This window comes from Pseudorhodoferax aquiterrae, assembly GCF_014652235.1.
In the GTDB taxonomy this organism is placed as follows: domain Bacteria; phylum Pseudomonadota; class Gammaproteobacteria; order Burkholderiales; family Burkholderiaceae_C; genus Pseudorhodoferax; species Pseudorhodoferax aquiterrae.
Genome location: NZ_BMYK01000038.1, coordinates 1 through 19,054 on the forward strand (window position 1 = coordinate 1; position 19,054 = coordinate 19,054).

General features: G+C 68.9%; 21 protein-coding genes. 11 read left to right on the top strand and 10 right to left on the bottom strand.

What is annotated here, in order from left to right; all coding sequences use genetic code 11:
- Nucleotides 1-49 precede the first annotated feature (49 nt).
- Both IE209_RS30465 and IE209_RS30470 read right to left on the bottom strand, forming a co-directional pair.
- Complete coding sequence (locus IE209_RS30465) at nt 50-1,399, bottom strand: M16 family metallopeptidase (RefSeq protein ID WP_189690616.1); 1,350 nt, start codon at nt 1,397-1,399, stop codon at nt 50-52.
- 3 nt (nt 1,400-1,402) lie between these two features.
- A complete protein-coding gene (locus IE209_RS30470; protein ID WP_189690617.1) occupies nt 1,403-1,660 on the bottom strand; it encodes a helix-turn-helix domain-containing protein in 258 nt (85 codons plus the stop codon).
- Between the two features lie 149 nt (nt 1,661-1,809).
- On the opposite strand from IE209_RS30470, the gene IE209_RS30475 reads away from it, so the two are divergent.
- From IE209_RS30475 to IE209_RS30495, 5 genes are all read left to right on the top strand, one after another.
- On the top strand, nt 1,810-2,778 hold the full coding sequence (locus tag IE209_RS30475) for a Bug family tripartite tricarboxylate transporter substrate binding protein (protein WP_189690618.1): 969 nt from the start codon (nt 1,810-1,812) through the stop codon (nt 2,776-2,778).
- Nucleotides 2,775-4,010, top strand: coding sequence for a CaiB/BaiF CoA transferase family protein (locus IE209_RS30480; RefSeq protein ID WP_189690619.1), 1,236 nt, complete (start codon nt 2,775-2,777; stop codon nt 4,008-4,010). Before IE209_RS30475 ends, IE209_RS30480 begins: the two co-directional genes overlap by 4 nt.
- Complete coding sequence (locus IE209_RS30485) at nt 4,007-5,161, top strand: acyl-CoA dehydrogenase family protein (RefSeq protein ID WP_189690620.1); 1,155 nt, start codon at nt 4,007-4,009, stop codon at nt 5,159-5,161. The genes IE209_RS30480 and IE209_RS30485 overlap by 4 nt, the downstream gene beginning before the upstream one ends.
- A 16-nt stretch (nt 5,162-5,177) precedes the next feature.
- On the top strand, nt 5,178-6,176 hold the full coding sequence (locus IE209_RS30490; RefSeq protein WP_189690621.1) for an acyl-CoA dehydrogenase family protein: 999 nt from the start codon (nt 5,178-5,180) through the stop codon (nt 6,174-6,176).
- Between the two features lie 181 nt (nt 6,177-6,357).
- Nucleotides 6,358-7,146 carry a crotonase/enoyl-CoA hydratase family protein gene (locus tag IE209_RS30495; RefSeq protein WP_189690622.1) on the top strand — a complete coding sequence of 263 codons (789 nt, stop codon included), beginning with the start codon at nt 6,358-6,360 and terminating at the stop codon, nt 7,144-7,146.
- Here the strand turns inward: IE209_RS30495 and IE209_RS30500 are convergent, their stop codons facing one another.
- Genes IE209_RS30500 through cysS form a run of 5 tightly spaced genes read right to left on the bottom strand, consistent with a single transcriptional unit; the run spans nt 7,147 to nt 11,477 of the window.
- On the bottom strand, nt 7,147-7,686 hold the full coding sequence (locus tag IE209_RS30500; protein WP_189690623.1) for a methylated-DNA--[protein]-cysteine S-methyltransferase: 540 nt from the start codon (nt 7,684-7,686) through the stop codon (nt 7,147-7,149). It abuts the gene before it with no gap.
- Between the two features lie 9 nt (nt 7,687-7,695).
- Entirely contained in the window at nt 7,696-8,358 is a 663-nt protein-coding gene (locus IE209_RS30505; RefSeq protein ID WP_189690624.1) for a histidine phosphatase family protein, read from the bottom strand.
- A gap of 7 nt (nt 8,359-8,365) precedes the next feature.
- On the bottom strand, nt 8,366-9,340 hold the full coding sequence (locus IE209_RS30510) for an acetyl-CoA carboxylase carboxyltransferase subunit alpha (protein WP_145552555.1): 975 nt from the start codon (nt 9,338-9,340) through the stop codon (nt 8,366-8,368).
- A gap of 22 nt (nt 9,341-9,362) precedes the next feature.
- Nucleotides 9,363-10,028 (bottom strand): DNA-3-methyladenine glycosylase family protein, encoded by a 666-nt coding sequence (locus tag IE209_RS30515; protein ID WP_229883143.1) that lies wholly within the window; start codon nt 10,026-10,028, stop codon nt 9,363-9,365.
- A gap of 45 nt (nt 10,029-10,073) precedes the next feature.
- Nucleotides 10,074-11,477 (bottom strand): cysteine--tRNA ligase, encoded by a 1,404-nt coding sequence (cysS, locus tag IE209_RS30520; RefSeq protein ID WP_189690625.1) that lies wholly within the window; start codon nt 11,475-11,477, stop codon nt 10,074-10,076.
- Nucleotides 11,478-11,663: 186 nt separating this feature from the next.
- Between cysS and IE209_RS30525 the strand changes: the two genes are divergently transcribed.
- The 5 genes from IE209_RS30525 to IE209_RS30545 all read left to right on the top strand — a co-directional run bounded on the left by IE209_RS30525 (nt 11,664) and on the right by IE209_RS30545 (nt 15,148).
- On the top strand, nt 11,664-12,236 hold the full coding sequence (locus IE209_RS30525) for a tetratricopeptide repeat protein (protein WP_189690626.1): 573 nt from the start codon (nt 11,664-11,666) through the stop codon (nt 12,234-12,236).
- A 66-nt stretch (nt 12,237-12,302) separates the two neighbouring features.
- Nucleotides 12,303-12,986 carry a peptidylprolyl isomerase gene (locus tag IE209_RS30530; protein WP_189690627.1) on the top strand — a complete coding sequence of 228 codons (684 nt, stop codon included), beginning with the start codon at nt 12,303-12,305 and terminating at the stop codon, nt 12,984-12,986.
- A 1-nt stretch (nt 12,987) separates the two neighbouring features.
- On the top strand, nt 12,988-13,494 hold the full coding sequence (locus tag IE209_RS30535) for a peptidylprolyl isomerase (protein ID WP_189690628.1): 507 nt from the start codon (nt 12,988-12,990) through the stop codon (nt 13,492-13,494).
- Nucleotides 13,494-14,306 (top strand): UDP-2,3-diacylglucosamine diphosphatase, encoded by an 813-nt coding sequence (locus tag IE209_RS30540; protein WP_189690629.1) that lies wholly within the window; start codon nt 13,494-13,496, stop codon nt 14,304-14,306. Before IE209_RS30535 ends, IE209_RS30540 begins: the two co-directional genes overlap by 1 nt.
- Nucleotides 14,303-15,148 carry a M90 family metallopeptidase gene (locus IE209_RS30545; protein ID WP_189690630.1) on the top strand — a complete coding sequence of 282 codons (846 nt, stop codon included), beginning with the start codon at nt 14,303-14,305 and terminating at the stop codon, nt 15,146-15,148. The genes IE209_RS30540 and IE209_RS30545 overlap by 4 nt, the downstream gene beginning before the upstream one ends.
- Here IE209_RS30545 and IE209_RS30550 read toward each other — a convergent pair whose 3' ends face one another.
- Nucleotides 15,149-16,030, bottom strand: coding sequence for a LysR family transcriptional regulator (locus tag IE209_RS30550; protein WP_229883144.1), 882 nt, complete (start codon nt 16,028-16,030; stop codon nt 15,149-15,151). It lies immediately after the preceding gene.
- Between the two features lie 227 nt (nt 16,031-16,257).
- A complete protein-coding gene (locus IE209_RS30555; RefSeq protein ID WP_268245984.1) occupies nt 16,258-17,433 on the bottom strand; it encodes a pyridoxal phosphate-dependent aminotransferase in 1,176 nt (391 codons plus the stop codon).
- A gap of 78 nt (nt 17,434-17,511) precedes the next feature.
- Between IE209_RS30555 and IE209_RS30560 the strand changes: the two genes are divergently transcribed.
- A complete protein-coding gene (locus tag IE209_RS30560; RefSeq protein ID WP_308433239.1) occupies nt 17,512-17,736 on the top strand; it encodes a hypothetical protein in 225 nt (74 codons plus the stop codon).
- Nucleotides 17,737-17,739: 3 nt separating this feature from the next.
- Here IE209_RS30560 and IE209_RS30565 read toward each other — a convergent pair whose 3' ends face one another.
- Nucleotides 17,740-19,014, bottom strand: a complete 1,275-nt coding sequence (locus tag IE209_RS30565; RefSeq protein WP_189690634.1) for a branched-chain amino acid ABC transporter substrate-binding protein — start codon at nt 19,012-19,014, stop codon at nt 17,740-17,742.
- Nucleotides 19,015-19,054: the final 40 nt, after the last annotated feature.

The window sequence follows — 19,054 nt, forward strand, 5'->3', positions numbered from 1 at the left end:
ACGCGCCTCGGCACGAGGCTGCCGACCCCTTCTTCACGAAAGATCCGGGCTAAGGCGCTGCCGACCGGGTCCGTCCGGGGCCGGATCCCGACAGGCGCGCGGCCAGCTGCCGCGCACTCCGTGCACTGGCGCCTTTGCCCGTGATCGCCAGCGCCGGCGCATGGGCCAGCATGCGCTGGAACATCGCGCGCACTTCGTCCGCGCCGATGTCATCGACCGTGGCCAGCGCGTCGGCCAGCGACAGCACGCTGCCACTGGCCTGCAGTTCTTCGACGGCTTGCTCCATCGTGGCATAGGTGCGTTCCGCGGCACGCACGCGCGCCACGGCCAGCTGGTTCTTGGCCCGCTCCAGGTGCACGGGATCGACCGCTGCCGCCTGCGCGCGCAGCAGTTCGCCGGTGGCCGCGACCAGCGCGTCCAGCTTGTCCGGGGTCGTCACCGCGTGCACGACGAAGTTGGCCCAGACGTCACCCTTGTCGATCGTGGCTTCGGCGGTGTAGGCCAGGCCGAGCTTTTCCCGCACCGTGTCGACCAGGGGCGAGGACATGCCGCCGCCGAACAGGTTCGCGGCCACCGCCGCCACGAGGCGCCAGCGCTGCTGGGACATCGCATCAGGCCGCGCCGGCGCCACCGGGTAGGCGATGTTCAAAAACACCTGCGAGACCTGCGTGAAGCGCCGCACCACGGCCTGACCGACATAGGCCGCCGGCGCCGGAGGCCTTGTGGCCGAGGGATCGTGCGCTGTGGGCATCGCGCCGAAGAGCTCCGCCGCGAGCGCCATCCAGGCCGCGACGTCGAAGTTGCCGGCCGCGGCGACGACGGTCTTGTCCGCCACGTAGTGCGATTGCACGTGGCGCAGCAGGTCGTCGCGTGAGAAGCCTTCGATGTTGGCGAGGGTGCCGATCACGGGCATGCCCATGGGGGCATCGCCCCAGATGGCACGGTCCAGGAGGTCGTCGGCGCTGTCCTGCGGATCCTCGTCGTACTCGATGGCCTCCTGGCGGATCACCTGCAGTTCGCGCTGCAGCTCGTGCGCGGGGAAGGTGCTGTTCAGCACGATGTCGGCCGTCATGCGCAAGAGCTGCCCGGCATGCCGGCCCAGGCCCGTCATGAAGTAGCCCGTGGCATCCTTGCCGGTGAACGCGTTGACATCGGCGCCCAGCCGCTCGGCGTCCAGATTGATCGCCTGCACGGAGCGCGTGGCGGTGCCCTTGAACGCCATGTGCTCCAGCACATGGCCGATGCCGTTGGTGGCCGGCGTCTCGTCGCGGGATCCGACCCGCAAGAAGACGCCCACACTGACGCTCTGCACATGCGGCATGGGAACGGCGAGCAGGCGCACGCCGTTCGCGAGCGTGCGCAGCGCCGCGGCGCCGCCCGCCTGTGGATGGGGCGCCATGGCTCAGCGGTCCTGCGGCGCTTGCGGCCGGACCACGACGCCGTAGAGCGCCAGCAGGCCGACCATGTGGCCGATGGACACGCCGGGCTCGCCCGCCTCGACGCGGCCGATGGTCTGCACGTGCACGCCCAGGCGCGCGGCCGCAGCGGCCTGGCCCTCGCCTGCCGCGAGCCGCGCGGCCTTGGCCGCCGCCCCCAGTGCCCGGATGGTCTGCAAGGCGTGGTCGCCGATGTCTGTGGAAATGCGCTTGCCTTGGGTCATCGCGGCATTGTCGCCGCGCTGCCGGCGTGACAGACCGCAGGGCCCGCCCGCCTGATTCGATGCCGGTATCAGATGGCCCCAAATCGGTATTGGACGCCCTATAGGGGCGGCGCTATGGTCGGCGCCACCAGAATGATGGAGACAAGCGCATGCCGCACCGCCGCGCCCTGCTGGCCCTCGCCGCCGCCCTGAGCTGTCTTGCCGGCATGCCGGCCCAGGCCCAGGACTTCCCGCACAAGCCGATCAAGTTCGTCGTGCCCTTCCCGCCCGGCAGCGGCACCGACACCTCGGCCCGCTACTTCGGCCAAAAGCTCTCGGCGCTGACGGGCCAGCCCGTGGTGGTGGAGAACAAGGCCGGCGCCAACGGCTTCCTCGCGGTGCAGGCCGTGCTGGCCGCGCCGGCCGACGGCTACACGGTCTTCGTCGGCAGCAACTCGACGCTGGCCGTCAACGTGGCGCTGTTCAAGTCCCTGCCCTACGACCCGGTCACGGACTTCGCGCCGCTCAGCATGATGATGCGCTCGCCGGCGCTGCTGATCGTGCCGGGCAGCTCGCCGCACAAGACCCTGGCCGAGCTGATCGCCGCAGCCAAGGCAAAGCCGACCGCGCTCAACTACGGCGCCGGCTCGGCCGGCTACCAGCTCATGGCCGAACTGTTCAACGACACGGCCAAGGTGCAGACCACGCACGTGCCCTTCAAGGGCGCCAACGAGGCCGTGGCGGCGGTCGCGGCCGGCACCGTGGAGCTGGCCTTCGCCGAGATGACGAGCGCGCAGGAGATGGTCAAGGGTGGGCGCATCCGCGCGCTGGCCGTGGCGTCCGACAAGCGCACCGCTGCGCTGCCCGAGGTCGCCACCGCCACGGAAGCGGGCCTGGCGGGCTTCACGGCCTACACCTGGGTCGGCGCCATGGTGTCGGCCAAGACGCCCAAGGCCGAGGCCGACAAGCTGGCTGCGCTGCTCACGCAGATCGAACGCATGCCCGAGACGCGCGCCTTCTACGAGCGCATCGGCGCCGAGGTCATGCAGGGCGGCCCGCAGGAGATGCGTGCCTTCCAGGCCGAGGAGATCCGGCTGTGGAAGCGCATCGCGAGCCAGGCCAAGGTCGAGCTGCAATGACACAGGCGCAAGGCGCCCTCGCGGGCATCCGCGTGCTGGACCTCTCGCGCGTGCTGGCCGGCCCCTGGGCCGCGCAGTTGCTCGGCGACCTGGGCGCCGAGGTCATCAAGGTCGAGCGCCCAGGCAGCGGCGACGACACGCGCACCTGGGGCCCGCCCTTCGTGCGCGACGGCCAGGGCGCGCCGACCACGGACGCGGCCTACTACCTCTGCACCAACCGCAACAAGCGCTCGATCACGGTGGACATGCAGACGCCCGCGGGCCAGCGGCTGCTGCAGGAACTCGCGCAGCAGAGCGACGTGGTGGTCGAGAACTTCAAGACCGGCAGCCTGGCCTCCTACGGCCTGGACTACGCGACGCTGTCGGCGCTGAACCCGCGCCTGGTCTACTGCTCGATCACGGGCTTCGGCCAGACCGGCCCCTACGCGCAGCGCGCGGGCTACGACTTCCTGATCCAGGGCATGGGCGGGCTCATGAGCATCACGGGCCAGCCCGACGGCGCGCCCGGCGCAGGCCCCATGAAGGTGGGCGTGGCGCTGACCGACATCCTGACCGGCCTGTACGCGGCCAACGCCATCCAGGCCGCGCTGCACGCCAGGGCGCGCACGGGCCGCGGCCAGTCCATCGACCTTGCGCTGCTCGACGTGGGCGTGGCCTGCCTCGCCAACCAGGCCATGAACTACCTGCACAGCGGCCAGGCGCCCCAGCGCATGGGCAACGCGCATCCCAACACCGTGCCCTACCAGGACTTCCCGACCGCCGACGGCCACATGATCCTGGCCACGGGCAACGACGGCCAGTACGCGCGCTTTTGCGCGGCGGCCGGCCACCCCGAATGGGCGAGCGACCCGCGTTTCGTGCGCAACGCGGACCGGCTGCAGCACCGCGAGGTGCTGATCCCGCTGCTGCGTTCGGCCACGGTGCAACGGACCACGGCCGAATGGATCGCGCTGCTCGAGAAGGCCGGCGTGCCCTGCGGGCCCATCAACACCATCGCCGATGTATTCGCCGACCCGCAGGTGCGCGCGCGCGGCCTGCAGATGGCCATGCCGCACGCGGCCGGCGCCGAGGTGGCGCTGGTGGCCAACCCCATCAGGATGTCGGACACGCCCGTGCAGTACCGCGAGGCCCCGCCCCAGCTGGGCCAGCACACGCGCGCGGTGCTGCACGACGTCCTCAACATGAGCGAGAACGACATCGATGAACTTCAACAGAAAGGTGCCTTGGGATGAGCGCACTTGATTCCCTGACCCTGACAGAAATCCCCCCCGAGGACGAGGCCCTGCGCGCCCCCGTGCGCGCCTTCCTGGCCGAGGCCTTGAAGGACGTGCCCGCCCACGTGCGCGCCAAATCCTGGAGCGGCTACGACCCGGCCTTCAGCCGCAAGCTGGGCGCCCAGGGCTGGCTCGGCATCACGCTGCCGCCGGCCTATGGCGGTGGCGGACGCAGCGCCTTTGCGCGCTACGTGCTGGTCGAGGAGTTCCTGAACTGGGGCGCGCCCGTGGGCTCGCACTGGATCGCCGACCGCCAGAGCGCACCGCTGATCCTGCGCTACGGCACCGAGGCCCAGAAGCAGCGCTACGTGCCGCCGATCTGCCGCGGCGAGTCCTACTTCTGCATCGGCATGAGCGAGCCTGGCGCCGGCTCCGACCTGGCCAGCGTGCGCACGCGCGCCACGCCCAACGGCACAGGCTGGCTGCTCAACGGCCAGAAGATCTGGACCACCAACGCCCACCACTGCAGCCACATGATCGCGCTGGTGCGCACCTCGGGCGCGCCCGAGGACCGGCAGAAGGGCCTGTCGCAGCTGATCGTGGACCTGAAGGCGCCGGGCGTGCGCGTGCGGCCCATCACCGACCAGTCGGGCGACGCGCACTTTTGCGAGGTGTTCTTCGACAACGTGCAGCTGGACCCAGACGCGCTGGTCGGCGCCGAGGGCAAGGGCTGGGAGCAGGTCAATGCCGAACTGGCCTTCGAGCGCAGCGGGCCCGAGCGGCTGTTCTCCAGCATCGTGCTGTTCGACCAATGGGCGACCTGGGTGCGCCAGGACGGCCGCACGCCCGCAGCCGAACGCCTGGCCGGCCGCATCGTCTGTGCGCTGGCGCCGCTGCGCGCCATGTCGGTGGCCGTGACCGAGAGGCTCACGCGCGGCGAGAGCCCGCTGGTCGAGGCCGCGCTGGTCAAGGACCTGGGCACGGGCGTGGAGCAGCTGATCCCGGCGGCCATCGCCGACGACCTGTTCTCGCGGCCCGAGGGCAGCGTGCCGCTGGGACTGCTGCAGACGCTGGACTACGTGACCCAGGTCGCGCCTTCGTTCTCGCTGCGTGGCGGCACGCGCGAGATCCTGCGCGGCATGATCGCGCGCGGCCTGGGCCTGCGCTGAGAAGGACGAGGAGACCATGGACGACTTGTTTTCCGACGCGGTCGCGCAACTGCTGCGTGACCTCTCCACCCCTGATGCCGTGCGCGCCATGGAGGCCGGCGGCGACCACCGCACGCTCTGGCAGGCCATCGAGCAGGCCGGCTTCGCCGACGCGCTGGTGCCTGAAGCCCAGGGCGGCGCGGGCCTGGCGCTGCACGAGGTCTTCGGTGTGTTGAGCCTGTGCGGCACGCATGCCCTGCCCGTGCCACTGGGCGAGACCGTGCTCGCGCGCGGCTGGCTGGCGCGCGCCGGCGTGGCCGCACCAAGCGGCAGCACCGTGTTCGCCGAGGCCGAAGCCGGCAACGGCGAGCTGGTCTGCCCGCTGGTGCGCACAGGCCGCGTGGCCGACCAGGTGCTGGTGGCGCGAGGCGGTGCCGTGCGGCTGCTGCCCGTGGCCACCGCCCAGGCCCTGCCTGCCGGTTTCGTGCTCGACGTGGCGCTGCGCTGGCCCGCTCAGGCCTGGGAGGCCGGCACCCCCGTCCAGGGCGATGCCAAGGCACTGCACCTGCTGCAGGCGGTGCTGTACGCCGCCCAGCTGGCCGGCGCCCTGCGTGCCGCGTTCGACCGCACGCTGGCCTATGCCAACGAGCGCCAGCAATTCGGCCGGCCCATCGGCAAGTTCCAGGCGATCCAGCACCAGCTCGCGGTCATGGCCGAGCATGTGTTCGCCGCGCGCACGGCTGCGCAACTGGGCTGCCGCGCCACCGACCTCGTCCCCGAAGCGCTGCACGTGGCCATTGCCAAGGCCCGCACCAGCGAAGCCGCGCTCGAGGTGGCCGGCATGGCCCACGCCATCCACGGCGCGATCGGCTTCACGGCCGAGTTCGACCTGCAGCTCTACACGCGCCGATTGCACGCGTGGCGCCAGGCCGCCGGCAGCGAGTCCTACTGGCACGGCGTGGCCGGCCGTCGCCACCTGGACAGCGGCGAGGCCCTCGTGCTCGATACGATCCGCGCCGCCACGGAACTCGCATGACAACCCCCAGGCGGCTTCGCCGCTCCCCCTTCTGCTGCGCGAAGGGGGCGCACCCAGCGGCCTGGCAGAGCCAGTTCCGCGGGTGCCCTGACTTGGCCTGCTCCGCGGCCACCAGCTCCGCTGCGTTCCAGACGCAAGGGACGGTGCGCAGCGCCGTGGACGATTCACCGGAAAACAGAACATGAGCTTCCTGACCACCGAGCGCGACGGCGCCATCCTGATCCTGACCATGAACCAGCCGGAAACGCGCAACGCGCTGACCGGCAACACGGCCGTCGACGAGTTCATGCAGGCCTGCGACGCGATCCGCCGCGACACCTCGGTGCGCGCCGTCATCATCACGGGCACCGGCCCCGTGTTCAGCTCGGGCGGCAACGTCAAGGACATGCAGCGCTTCTTCGGCAGCACCTTGTCGCCCGAGGTGATCCGCGAGGAGTACCGCAACGGCATCCAGCGCATTCCCAAGGCGCTCTACCACCTGGACGTGCCGACCATCTGCGCCATCAACGGCCCGGCCATCGGCGCGGGGCTGGACCTGACCTGCATGTGCGACATCCGCATCGCGTCCGAGAACGCCACCTTCGCCGAAAGCTTCGTGAAGGTCGGCATCGTGCCCGGTGACGGCGGGGCCTGGCTGCTGCCGCGCGCGGTCGGCATGTCCAAGGCGGCCGAGATGGCCTTCACGGGCGAGGCGCTCAACGCGCAGCAGGCCTTGGCCTGCGGGCTGGTGTCGCGTGTGGTGCCGGCCGAGGCGCTCATGGCCGAGGCACGCGCGCTGGCGGCCAAGATCGCGGCCAACCCGGGCGGTGTGCTGCGCATGACCAAGCGGCTGCTGCGCGAAGGCCAGAACAGCACGCTGGAGTCCTTGCTGGAAATGTCGGCCGGCTACCAGGCCATCGCGCACAAGACGGCAGACCACGAGGAAGCCGTGCGCGCCTTCATCGAGAAGCGCGCGCCCAAGTTCAGCTGATCAGTCGAACAGGCCCGGTTCGCCGAACGCGGCGTGCTCGGCCAGCAGCATGCGCAGCTTGGTGTCCACGCCGCCGGGCGCCGAGAAGCCGCCCGAGCGCGCACCGGCCGCGAGGATGCGGTGGCAGGGCACGATGGGGGCGAAGGGGTTGAGGCCCAGGGCCTGGCCGACCGCACGCGCGGCACCGGGCTCGCCGATGTCGGCCGCGAGTTCGCCGTAGGTGATGGTGCGGCCCGGCGGGATCGCGCGGGCGCGCGCGTAGACGGCCTGGTGGAAGGGCGCGATGCCGTCCATGTCGAGCGCGATGTCCAGCAGGTCGTCCCGCGCGCCAGCGAGCAGCGCGGTCGTGCGTTCGGCCGCGCCGCGCACGGCCTCGGGCGGTGAAGCGATCTGCGCGCCGGGCAGGCGCTGGCGCAGCCGGGCCAGCAGCCGCGATTCGCTGCGGTCGGGCAACTGCACGGAAGCGATGCCACGCGGGCCCCAGCCGATGCCACAGCGGCCGATGGCCGTGTCGAACAGGTACAGGCCCGTAGCGGCCATCGCCAGGGCTCAGGCCAGATTGGGTGCGGCTTCCGCCGGGGCTGCGCTGCCCAGCCGCGTGACGGCCCAGCCGACCCCTGCACGGTCGAAGCGCAGCGGCGTGGCGTTGGCAAGCAGCGCCGCATCCAGCACCACGCCCAGCGCGCAGGCCAGCACGTGCAGCGTGCCGCCATGGGCCACGACCACCACGGGCGCTGGATGGGCCACGGCTTCGGCCAGGGCGACCAGCGTACGGTGGACGAACTGGTCCAGCGTCTCGCCGCCCTCGGGCGCGCAATCCCAGTCGATGTGGGCCGACGAGGTGCCGATCAACGCGCCGAAATGGCGCTCGCGCAGGCCCGCATGCAGGCGTTCCTCGTGCGCAAGCCGGCGCGCGACCATGCGCGCCGTGGTCAGCGCGCGCGGCGCATCGCTGCAGACGATGTGCACGCCTGTGCTGCCGGCCAGTTCCTCGGCCAGCCACGCCGCGGCCTGCTCGGCCTGGGCCAAGCCGGTCTCGTTGAGCGGCTCATCGATGCTCTGGAAGATGCGCAGCGCATTGCGCGCGGTCTGCCCGTGGCGCAGGAAATAGAAGCGCTGCAGCCCCTCTGGCAGCTGGCAGCCAGCGGCGGCACACAGTGCCGGCAGGCGTTCCAGTCCACGGCTCACATGCAGCGGTGCGGCGCCTGCCATCGCCGGCCTACTTGTCGGCCTTGGTGTCGTTGAAGCGGCCGTAGCTCTGCAGCCGCTCGTAGCGCCGGTCCACCAGTTCCTTGACCTTGAGGTCGCTGACCTGGCGGAACGCGTCGTTGAGGCCGCGCTTGAGGAAGGCCGCCATCTGCTTGTGGTCGCGGTGCGCGCCGCCCACGGGCTCGTTGACGATCTTGTCGATCAGGCCCAGGGCCTTGAGCCGGTGCGCCGTGATGCCCAGCGCATCGGCTGCGTCCTGCGCGCGGTCGGAGGTCTTCCACAGAATCGAGGCGCAGCCCTCGGGGCTGATCACCGAATAGATCGAGTACTGCAGCATCAGCACCTGGTCGGCCACCGCGATGGCCAGCGCACCGCCGGAGCCGCCCTCGCCGATGATGGTCGTGATGATGGGCACCTCGAGCTGCGCCATCTCGTAGATGTTGCGGCCGATGGCCTCGGACTGGCCGCGCTCTTCGGCATCGATGCCCGGGTAGGCACCCGGCGTGTCGACGAAGGTGAACACGGGCAGCTTGAACTTCTCGGCCGTCTTCATGAGCCGCAGGGCCTTGCGGTAGCCCTCGGGCTTGGTCATGCCGAAGTTGCGCAGCGCACGTTCCTTGGTGTCGCGGCCCTTCTGGTGGCCCAGCACCATGCAGGCATGGCCGTTGAAGCGCGCCAGCCCGCCGACGATGGACAGGTCGTCGGCGAAGTGCCGGTCGCCGTGCATCTCGACGAAGTCGGTGAAGATCTCGTTCACGTAGTCGAGCGTGTAAGGCCGCTCGGCATGGCGCGCGATCTTGGTGATCTGCCACGGCGTCAGCACGCCGTAGATGTCGCGGGTCAGCTGCAGACTCTTCTTGCCGAGCTGGTCGATCTCGGCGGAGATGTCGACGGCGGACTCGGTCTGCACGTAGCGCAGCTCTTCGATCTTGGATTCGAGGTCCGCAATGGGCTGTTCGAAATCGAGGAAGGTTCTTTTGGGCAAAGCCGCTCTCCTTCTTTCCTGTTCAGTACCCGACCGGCAGCGGGTCGAGTGATCGCCAAATATACCAAGTGGCCACGCTGGCGAAGGGGGCCCAGGCGGCCGCCACTTCGCGCAGGTCGCTGCGGCTCACAGGGTCTCCGGAAAAGTAGTTCTGGCTCACGCCGTTGATGAGCCCGATGTCGTCCAGCGGCAGCACGTTGGGCCGCATCAGGTGGAAGATCAGGAACATCTCGGCGGTCCAGCGGCCGATGCCGCGGATCGCGACGAGCTCGGCGATGATGGCTTCGTCCTCCATCGCGTGCCAGTCGCGCACGTGCAGCGCGCCGGATTCGAAATGCAGGGCCAGGTCGACCAGGTACTCGACCTTGCGGGCCGACAGGCCGGCCGCGCGCATGTCGTCGACCTTGAGCTTGAGCACGCTGGCCGGCGTCAGCTGGCGCGGTAGCAGTGCGAAGCGGTCCCACACGGTCTGCGCGGCCTTCACCGAGACCTGCTGGCCGACGATGCTGCGGGCCAGCGTGATGAAGGCGTCGCCGCGCGTTTCCAGGCAGGCGTCGCCGAACTGCGGGATCAGCCGCTTCATGACGCGGTCCTTGCGCACCAGGTGGCGGCAGGCGTCCTGCCAGTACTCCGGCGTGTAGACCTGCACCACGGGCATGTCGGCCATCTTGCGCGCCCTAGCTGCCATGGGCCATCCTCGCCGCGACAGCGCGCGGCGCCAGGGGAGCATGCATCACTGCGCGGCCTCCCAGGTGGTTCCGGTCGGGCTGTCCTTGAGCACGATGCCCTGCTCCAGCAGGCTCTTGCGGATGCGGTCGGCCTCGGCGAAGTCGCGGGCAGCCTTGGCGGCAGCGCGGGCGGCGATCTGCGCGGTGATGGTCTCGGGCGTCAGGCCGGCTGCTCTGCCTTCCACCGCATCGGCGGGGCGCCACCGCTTGAACGCGACCGGGTCGCCCTGCAGCAAACCCAGCGTACCGGCCAAAGCCTTGAGCAATCCAGCGGTCTCGGCAGACCGCGTGCGGTTGACCTCGGCTGCGAGGTCGAACAGCACGGCCACAGCCTCGGGTGTGCCGAAGTCCTCGTCCATCGCGGCCTTGAAGCGGGCGGCGTGCGGCTGGGACCAGTCGATCGCCAGCTCGGCCGGGGCCACCGACTCCAGCGCCGTGTAGAGCCGGCGCAGCGCACTGCGGGCGTCGTCCAGATGCGCGTCGCTGTAGTTGAGCGGGCTGCGGTAGTGCGTGCGCACCATGAAGAAGCGCAGCGTCTCGGCGTCGTACTTCTTGAGCACGTCGCGGATCGTGAAGAAGTTTCCGAGGCTCTTGGACATCTTCTCGTTGTCCACGCGCACGAAGCCGTTGTGCACCCAGAAGCGCGCCAATGGCTTGCCGCTGGCGCCTTCGCTCTGCGCAATCTCGTTCTCGTGGTGCGGAAACTGCAGGTCGGCACCGCCACCGTGCAGGTCGAAGCTCTCGCCCAGCAGCGCGCAGCTCATGGCCGAGCATTCGATGTGCCAGCCGGGCCGGCCACGGCCGAAGGGACTGTCCCATTGCGCATCCGCGGGCTCCTCGGGCTTGGCGGCCTTCCAGAGCACGAAGTCCAGCGGGTCGTCCTTGCCATCGAGCACGGCCACGCGCTCGCCCGCACGCAGTTCGTCCAGCGACTTGCCGGACAGCTTGCCGTAGCCCGGAAACTTGCGCACGGAGAAGTTCACATCGCCGCTGTTGGCGCGGTAGGCCAGCGCCTTGCCCTCCAGCGTCTCGATCAGGCCCAGCATCTGCGGCACGTACTCGGTGGCGCGCGGCTCGTGCGTGGGCGGCTCGATGCCCAGGGCGCCGATGTCGGCGTGCATGGCCGCCGTCATCTCGTCGGTCAGCGCACGGATCGTGATGCCACGCTCCACGGCACGGCGGATGATCTTGTCGTCGATGTCGGTGATGTTGCGCACGTAGGTCACGCGCAGGCCGCTGCACTTGAGCCAGCGCTGCACCACGTCGAAGGCCATCATCATGCGGGCATGGCCCACATGGCACAGGTCGTAGATGGTCATGCCGCAGACGTACATGCGGACATGGCCGGGCTCGATCGGCGAAAAAACGTCCAACGCACGCGTCAGCGTGTTGTAGATGCGCAAACTCATGGAATCCGGGAAAACACAGGACTGTTCGGGGACATCCTGGGGGTCGATCGGGCCGTCCTGGCCCGCTTGTTCACAAGGGTGGCCGCGCTGGCGCTGCGCCGGGCCGCACACCCCCCTCGGCTAGAATCGCCGGCATTCTATAGCCGCGTGCGCAGGCTGTCTTTACGTATTGCAGCAAGAGGTTCTATGAAGCAAGCGCTATCCCGCATCCTGCCTTCCGCCCTGCATTTGGCGCGCGTGTTCGCCATCGCTGGCGCGGCCTGGGCCGGCCAGGCGGCCATCGCGCAAGCCGACCCTTATGCCGAGGTCGGCCAACTCGTGCGCGCCGGCAAGCTGACCGAAGCCAGCGCCAAGGTCGAGCAGTACCTGGCCGGCAAACCGCGCGATCCGCAGATGCGCTTTCTGAAGAGCGTGGTGCAGACCGAGCAGGGCAAGCCCGAGGAAGCGGTCGAGACCCTCACGCAGATCACGCAGGAATTCCCCGAACTGCCCGAGCCCTACAACAACCTGGCCGTGCTGTACGCCGGCCAGAACCAGTACGACAAGGCGCGCGCGGCGCTGGAGATGGCGATCCGCCTGAACCCGAACTACGCCACCGCGCACGAGAACCTGGGCGACGTCTACGCCAAGCTGGCGAGCCAGTCGTACAGCCGCTCGTTGCAGTTGCAGGCCAACAACCCGCAAGCCACGCAGAAGGTCGCGGCACTGACGACCATGCTGGCGCCCCAGTCCGCCAAGCCGCGCGCCAGCGGCAAGTAAGCCGCGCCCGCTCGCCACGTGCCGCCTGCCGCGGCACGTCTTCGCATTCCACCACCCCCGTCCCACATGACCGCTCGTCTGCTTTCACTGTCGCGCCGCGCCCTCGTGCTGGCTGCCGGCCTCGCGCTTGCGCCCTTGAGCCATGCCGCCGATGCACCGCGCGTGCTGTTCAAGACCAGCGCGGGCGACTTCACGGTCGAGGTCTACCCCGACAAGGCGCCCAAGACGGTGGAGAACTTCCTCCAGTACGTGCGCGACAAGCACTACGACGGCACGATCTTCCACCGCGTGATCCCGAACTTCATGGTCCAGGGCGGCGGCTACGACAAGAACTACAAGGAAAAGGCCACGCGTGCGCCGGTCGAACACGAAGGCCGCGCCGCGCTGGCCAAGGGCGGCCCGCGCAACGTGGTCGGCACGCTGGCCATGGCGCGCACCAACGATCCGAACTCGGCTTCGTCGCAGTTCTTCATCAACGTGGCCGACAACGCCTTTCTCGATCCGGTGCAGATCCCCGACGGCGACCCGGTCGCCAAGTTCACCTACCAGGGCCGCACCTACGAGAACGTGCCGCGCGCCCAGCTGGTGGGTGCGCCGCAGCTCTATGGTTACACGGTGTTCGGCAAGGTCGTCGCCGGCATGGACGTGGTACAAAAGATCAAGGCCGTGCCGACCGGCCCGGGCGGCCCCTTCCCAACGGATGCGCCGCAGACGCCCATCCTCATCCAATCCGCAACCCTGGTGAAATGACATGAGCCAACCCCGAGTCGAACTGCACATTGCCAACTACGGCGTCATCACGATCGAACTGGACGCCGAGAAGGCGCCCAAGTCCGCCGAGAACTTCCTGGCCTACGTGAAGAAGGGCCACTACGACAACACCATCTTTCACCGCGTGATCCCGGGCTTCATGGTCCAGGGCGGTGGCTTCGAGCCCGGCATGAAGCAAAAGGCCACGGATGCGCCGATCAACAACGAGGCCAACAACGGCCTGAAGAACGACAAGTACACCCTGGCCATGGCGCGCACCAACGACCCGCACTCGGCCACGGCGCAGTTCTTCATCAACGTGGTCGACAACGCCTTTCTGAACCACACCGCACCCTCGGCCCAGGGCTGGGGCTACGCCGTGTTCGGCAAGGTCGTCGGCGGCACCGAGATCGTCGACAAGATCAAGGCCGTGAAGACGGGCCGCAAGGGTTTCCACGACGACGTGCCGCAGGAAGACGTGGTCATCGAGAAGGCCGTCGCACTCTGATGCAGCCGCAGCCGGCCCTGCCGACGTTCGCCGAACTCGTCGCGCCCAGCGACTGGCGCTGCATCGAACTGCTGTCCGATGTGCACCTGCGTCCGGAGGAGCCGGCCACGTTCGCCGCTTGGCGACAGGCCGTCACGCTAAGCCGCGCCGATGCGCTGTTCATGCTGGGTGACCTGTTCGAGGTCTGGGTCGGCGACGATGCGCTCGACCCGGCCGTGGGCGACGACAGTCCGCTCGGGCAGTTCGAACGGCAGTGCGCCGAAGTGATCCGTTCCGTGGCGGCGCAGCGGCCCGTGTACTTCATGCATGGCAACCGCGACTTCCTGTTCGGCGCCGCCGGGCTGGCCGCCACCGGCATGCAGTTGCTGCACGACCCCACGCTGCTGGTTTTCGGCGGCCGCCGCTGGCTGCTGAGCCACGGCGATGCGCTGTGCCTGGACGACGTGGCCTACCAGCGGTTCCGCCTGCAGGTGCAGAACCCGGCCTGGCAGAAGGCCTCGCTGCAGCATCCACTGGCCATGCGTCGGCAGATGGCACGGCAGATCCGCCAGGCCAGCGAACAGCGCAAAGACCAGGGCCTGGGCTATGCCGACGTCGATGCCGACGCGGCCCGCGCCTGGCTGCGCGCCGCGCAGAGCGACACCCTGGTCCACGGCCACACCCACATGCCGGCCGACCACGACCTGGGCGAAGGCCTGCAGCGCATCGTCATGAGCGACTGGGAAGCGACGGCCCAGCCGCCGCGGCTGGAACTGCTGCGGCTGGCCACCGACGCCCCGCCCCGGCGCATCGCCGTCACACCCGCTGCATGAGCGGCGGCTGGGGCCGGCTGCTGCGCTGGTGGCAGCGCTGGTGGCAGCGCGCGCCGCGCGCCATCCCCGATCCGCTCTGGCAGGCCGTGCTGGCCGACTATGGCTTTCTGCAGGCCCTTTCCCCCGACGAGCAGCAAGGCCTGCGCGCGCTGAGCGCCGAGTTCCTGGCCCAAAAGGAATTCCACGGCGCCGACGGCCTGCAGGTCACCGATTCAATGGCCATCGCCATCGCCGCCCAGGCCTGCCTGCCGTTGCTGCACCTCGCGGCCCGGCCGGGCGGCGGCACGCCCGGCCGCGGCTCTGTGCTGCGCTGGTACGCCGACTTCGTCGGCATCGTGGTGCAGCCCGGCGACGTCGTCGCGCGCCGTGAAACCGTCGACGAGACCGGCGTGGTCCACGCCTACGACGAAGTGCTGGCCGGCGAGGCCATGGACCAGGGGCCGGTGATGCTGAGCTGGCAGGCCGTCCGCGAGGCGGGCGACAGCGCGGGCGCAGGCTACAACGTGGTCATCCATGAGTTCGCGCACAAGCTCGACATGGCCGATGGCGCGCCCGATGGCTGCCCTCCCCTGCCGCCCGGCTTCATGGGCGCGCGCAGCGCAGCCCACGCACGCCGTCAGTGGTTCGAGATCTGGGAGCAAGCCTATGCGCAGTTCTGCGACCAAGTGGTGGTCGCCGAACGCTTCGGTGGGGAACTGCCCTGGCTGGACAGCTACGGCAGCAAAAGCCTGGACGAATTCTTCGCGGTGGCCTGCGAGGCCTACTTCGTGAACCGCCCGCGCTTCAGCGCGGATTTCCCCGATCTACTGCCTTCGCTGGACGCATTCTTCCGGTCAGGCTGATCAGCGTTCCCACAGCGGCGTGCTGCCCAGGCGCTGATTCAGGAAATCGAGCAGCGTGCGCAGGCTCGCCGGCTGGTGGCGGCGCGAGATGTAGAACGCATAGATGCCCAGCTCGTCGGCATGCCAGTCGGGCAGCACGCTGACCAGTTCGCCGTCGCGCAGCATCGGCGCCACGACATAGTTCGGCAACACGGCCAGGCCACCGCCGGCGCGGACCGCCTCCACCAGACTCATGGTGTCGTTGGCACTGAAACTGCCCGAGACCTGCACCAGGCATTCCTCGCCCTGGCGCGAAAAGCTCCATTGGCTCTTTTCCACGCGCGAATGGGACAGGCAGTTGTGCTGCGTCAGGTCGTCTGGCGTCTTGGGAGCGTCGTTCTTTTCCAGGTAGGCTGGCGTGCAGCACAGCACGGCACGGCAGGTGCTGAGCTTTTTGGCGATCAGCGCGGGATCCAGCTCGTTGGTCATCCGGATGGCCAGGTCGATGCGCTCGTCGACGAGATTGAGCGGCTGGTCGCTGAGCACCAGATCGATCTTGGTGCGCGGGTACTTCGCGAGGTAGTCCACCAAGATGGCGGACAGGTAGGCCTGGCCGAATGCGGGGTTGCACTGCACGCGGATCTGGCCGTGCGGCTCCGTGTCGCGCTGGCCGACCACCTGCTCCACATCGTTGACGAGTTCGAGCAGTTGGCGGCTGCGCACCACGCAAGCCTCGCCCGCCTCGGTCAGCGACAGGCGGCGCGTGGAGCGTTGCAACAGGCGTGCGCCCAGCCAGCGTTCGAGCTCGCCGATGTGCCGGGTCACCATGGCCCTGGACATGCCCAAGGTGTTGGCGGCCGCCGTGAAGCTGCCACGCGTCACCACTTCACTGAACACACGCATCGCGGAAATTCGGTCCATCGCACACCTGTAGGAGACAACTTGCTCGGCTCAACTCCGGACACCCGATTCGGCACCAGAGTGAACAAATCTTAAAGCGGCGAGTTGTAACGCAGTACACAAAAATTTCACGTTTCCGGGTGAATACACCTGGTTTTGTGACGAAACAAAAAGATAACAGCTTTTTTATGTATGCAATTAAGTGCAAATACGTAGGTATGCAGAATCGCTCACGCTCGCTGCTCGTTCAGCCAGCGGCCCAGTCGCTCTGCGCCCTGGACCAATCGCTGCGGGTCGCGCGAGGCGAAGCACCAACGCAACCAGCCCTGGGCCTGCGGGGCGAAGGCCGAGCCCGGCGCCAGCCCCAAGCCGGCCTCGCGTACCAGCCGCTTGGCCACGGCCAGGGAATCGTCGACCCCTTCCAGCTGGAAGAACGCGTACATGCCCCCTTGGGCCGCCGACACGCGCACTTGCGGCATGGCGGCCAGCAGCGGCACCAGCGTGTCACGGCACTGGCGCAAATGCTCCACGACGCGCGGCGTGACCTCGTCACGGCGTGCCAGCGCGGCCAGTGCAGCGCGCTGCGTGAACACGCTGGCGCAGGAGGTGTTGAACTCGATCAGCTTGCCCATGGCCTGGGTCAGCGTGGCGGGCACCACCAGCCAGCCGAGCCGCCAGCCCGTCATCAAGAAGCTTTTGGAGAAGCTGTGCACGACCACCAGCCGGTCGTCGGGCTCCGCCTGGTCGAGGAAACTTGGCGCGCAGGCCAGCGTTGCGGGCGCGTAATACAGGCGTTCGTAAACCTCGTCGGCCAGGATCCAGGTGCCGGTGCGTCGGCAATGCGCGAGCAGCGCGGCCTGCTCTTCGGCGCGCAGTGTCCAGCCCGTCGGATTGTTCGGGGCATTGACGATCAGCAGCCGCGTGGCCGGGGTGATGGCGGCCAGGAGCGCGTCCAGGTCCAATGTCCATTGCCCATCCACGGGCCGTAGCGGCACGCAGCGCAGGCGCGCGCCCAGGATGAGGGGCTGGGCCGTGAGGTTGGGCCACACCGGTGTCACGGCAACCACCTCGTCGCCCGGATCGACCAGGCACTGGACGGCCAGCATCAAGGCATTGACGCCACCGGAGGTGACGGCGATGCGTTCCGTCGCGATCGCGCCATGCAATGCCGACATGTAGCCCGCGATGGCTTCGCGCAGTTCCGGCAGGCCGAGGTTGTGGGCGTAGAAGGTCTCGCCGCGCTGCAGCGATTCGATGGCGGCCTCGCGGATGAACGCGGGCGTGACCTCGTCGCTCTCACCGAACCAGAACGGCAGCACGTCGTCGCGGCCGATGCCGGCATTGGCCACCTCACGGATCTGCGATTCGGCGAGGTCTTGGATGGCTTTTCTCATGGGATTGGGCAATGGTTCACGCTGCGGGCCATGGTAGCGGCGGCGTGCGTGGCACACACTGCGCAGTCCCTGGGAGAAACCATCATGCACATGTCCATCCCGCTGTCTGCGGCCTGTCTGGCGCTGGGGTTGTGGACGGCCCTGCCCGCCGCGGCCGCCAAGGCCGAGAACGGCCCGCCGCCGAAGCGGAAAGCGGCCGCGCCCAAGTTCATCCCGAGCAGTACGCAGGAAAGCGCCCGCGAACGCGAACGCCGGCTGCTCCGCGAATGCAAGGGCCGGCCCAACGCCGGCGCCTGCGCCGGCTACGCAAGCTGAGCCTCAAGCGGCCGGGCGCGCCATCTGGCAACTGGTCGGCAGCGCGGCGCGGCTGGCCGCGACCTGCTTGACCACGCGAAAGCCGTAGCCCGAGCCTTCCACGTCGAACTTGACGCCCGGCGCGCCCTGGCGGTCCATCACGCCCACGACCAGGGTCTGCTGGAACTGGTGGTCGGATGCCCGCATGCGGCCGCTCTGTCCGTGCAGCGTGACACTCGCCTGCTCCAGCGCCAGCCCCACTTTCACGGCGTCCAGGCTGTCGGCCTTCTCGATGGCCTGGGCCAGGGCCTCGACCATGAGCTGCATGCGCATGTGGACATAGTCGTCCGCAGGCTTTGGGTAGCGCTGGCGGAAGGCCTGGTAGAAGGCCTCGCTCGCTGCACCCGGCAGGTTGGGCAGCCAGTCGGCCACAGCGATGACCTTGCCGATGCCGGCATCACCGAGCGCCGCAGGTGCACCCAACGCATTGCCGTAGAAGGTGTAGAACTTGCCCTCGAAGCCGGACTCGCGCGCCGCCTTGACCAGCAGCGTGAGGTCGTTGCCCCAGTTGCCCGTGATGACAGCGCCCGCGCCGCTGGCCTTGATCTTGGCCGCATAGGGCAGGAAGTCCTTCACGCGGCCCATGGGATGCAGTTCGTCACCGACGATGGCCATGTCGGGCCGTTGAACCTGCAGTTGCCGCCGCGCTTCGCGCAACACGGCCTGACCGAAGCTGTAGTCCTGGCCGATCAGGTAGGCGCTCTTGACCGTCTCGTCCTCGCGCAGCACCTCCATGAGCGCGGCCATGCGCATGTCGGCATGGGCGTCGAAGCGGAAGTGCCAGAAGCTGCAGCGCTCGTTGGTCAGGACCGGATCGACGGCCGAGTAGTTCAGAAACAGCGCGCGCCGCCTGGGTTCGCGCTCGTTGTGCTTGTTCAGCGCATCGAGCAAGGCTGCCGCCGTCGCCGACGAATTGCCCTGCGCCACGAAACCCACGCCATCGTCGATGGCCGAGCGCAGTGCACTCAGCGCCTCCTCGTTCTGGCCCTTGCTGTCGTAGCGCGTGATGGCCAGCGGTCGTGCACCGCCGGACAAGTTCACGCCGCCGCGTGCATTCACACGTTCTGCCGCCCACACGAGGTTGCGGAACACGGCCTCGCCGGTGTTGGCGAACGGGCCGCTCAAGGTCTCGATCATGGCCACGCGCACGGGTGCGGGCTGTGCGGCCACGAACGGAAAGGCCGTCACAGATAGCGCTGCTGCAGCGCTTTTCAAGACCCGTCGACGTGCTACCTGCATTCAAAAAATCCTCTTGAAAATCAAAGCGCTGCACGCAGAT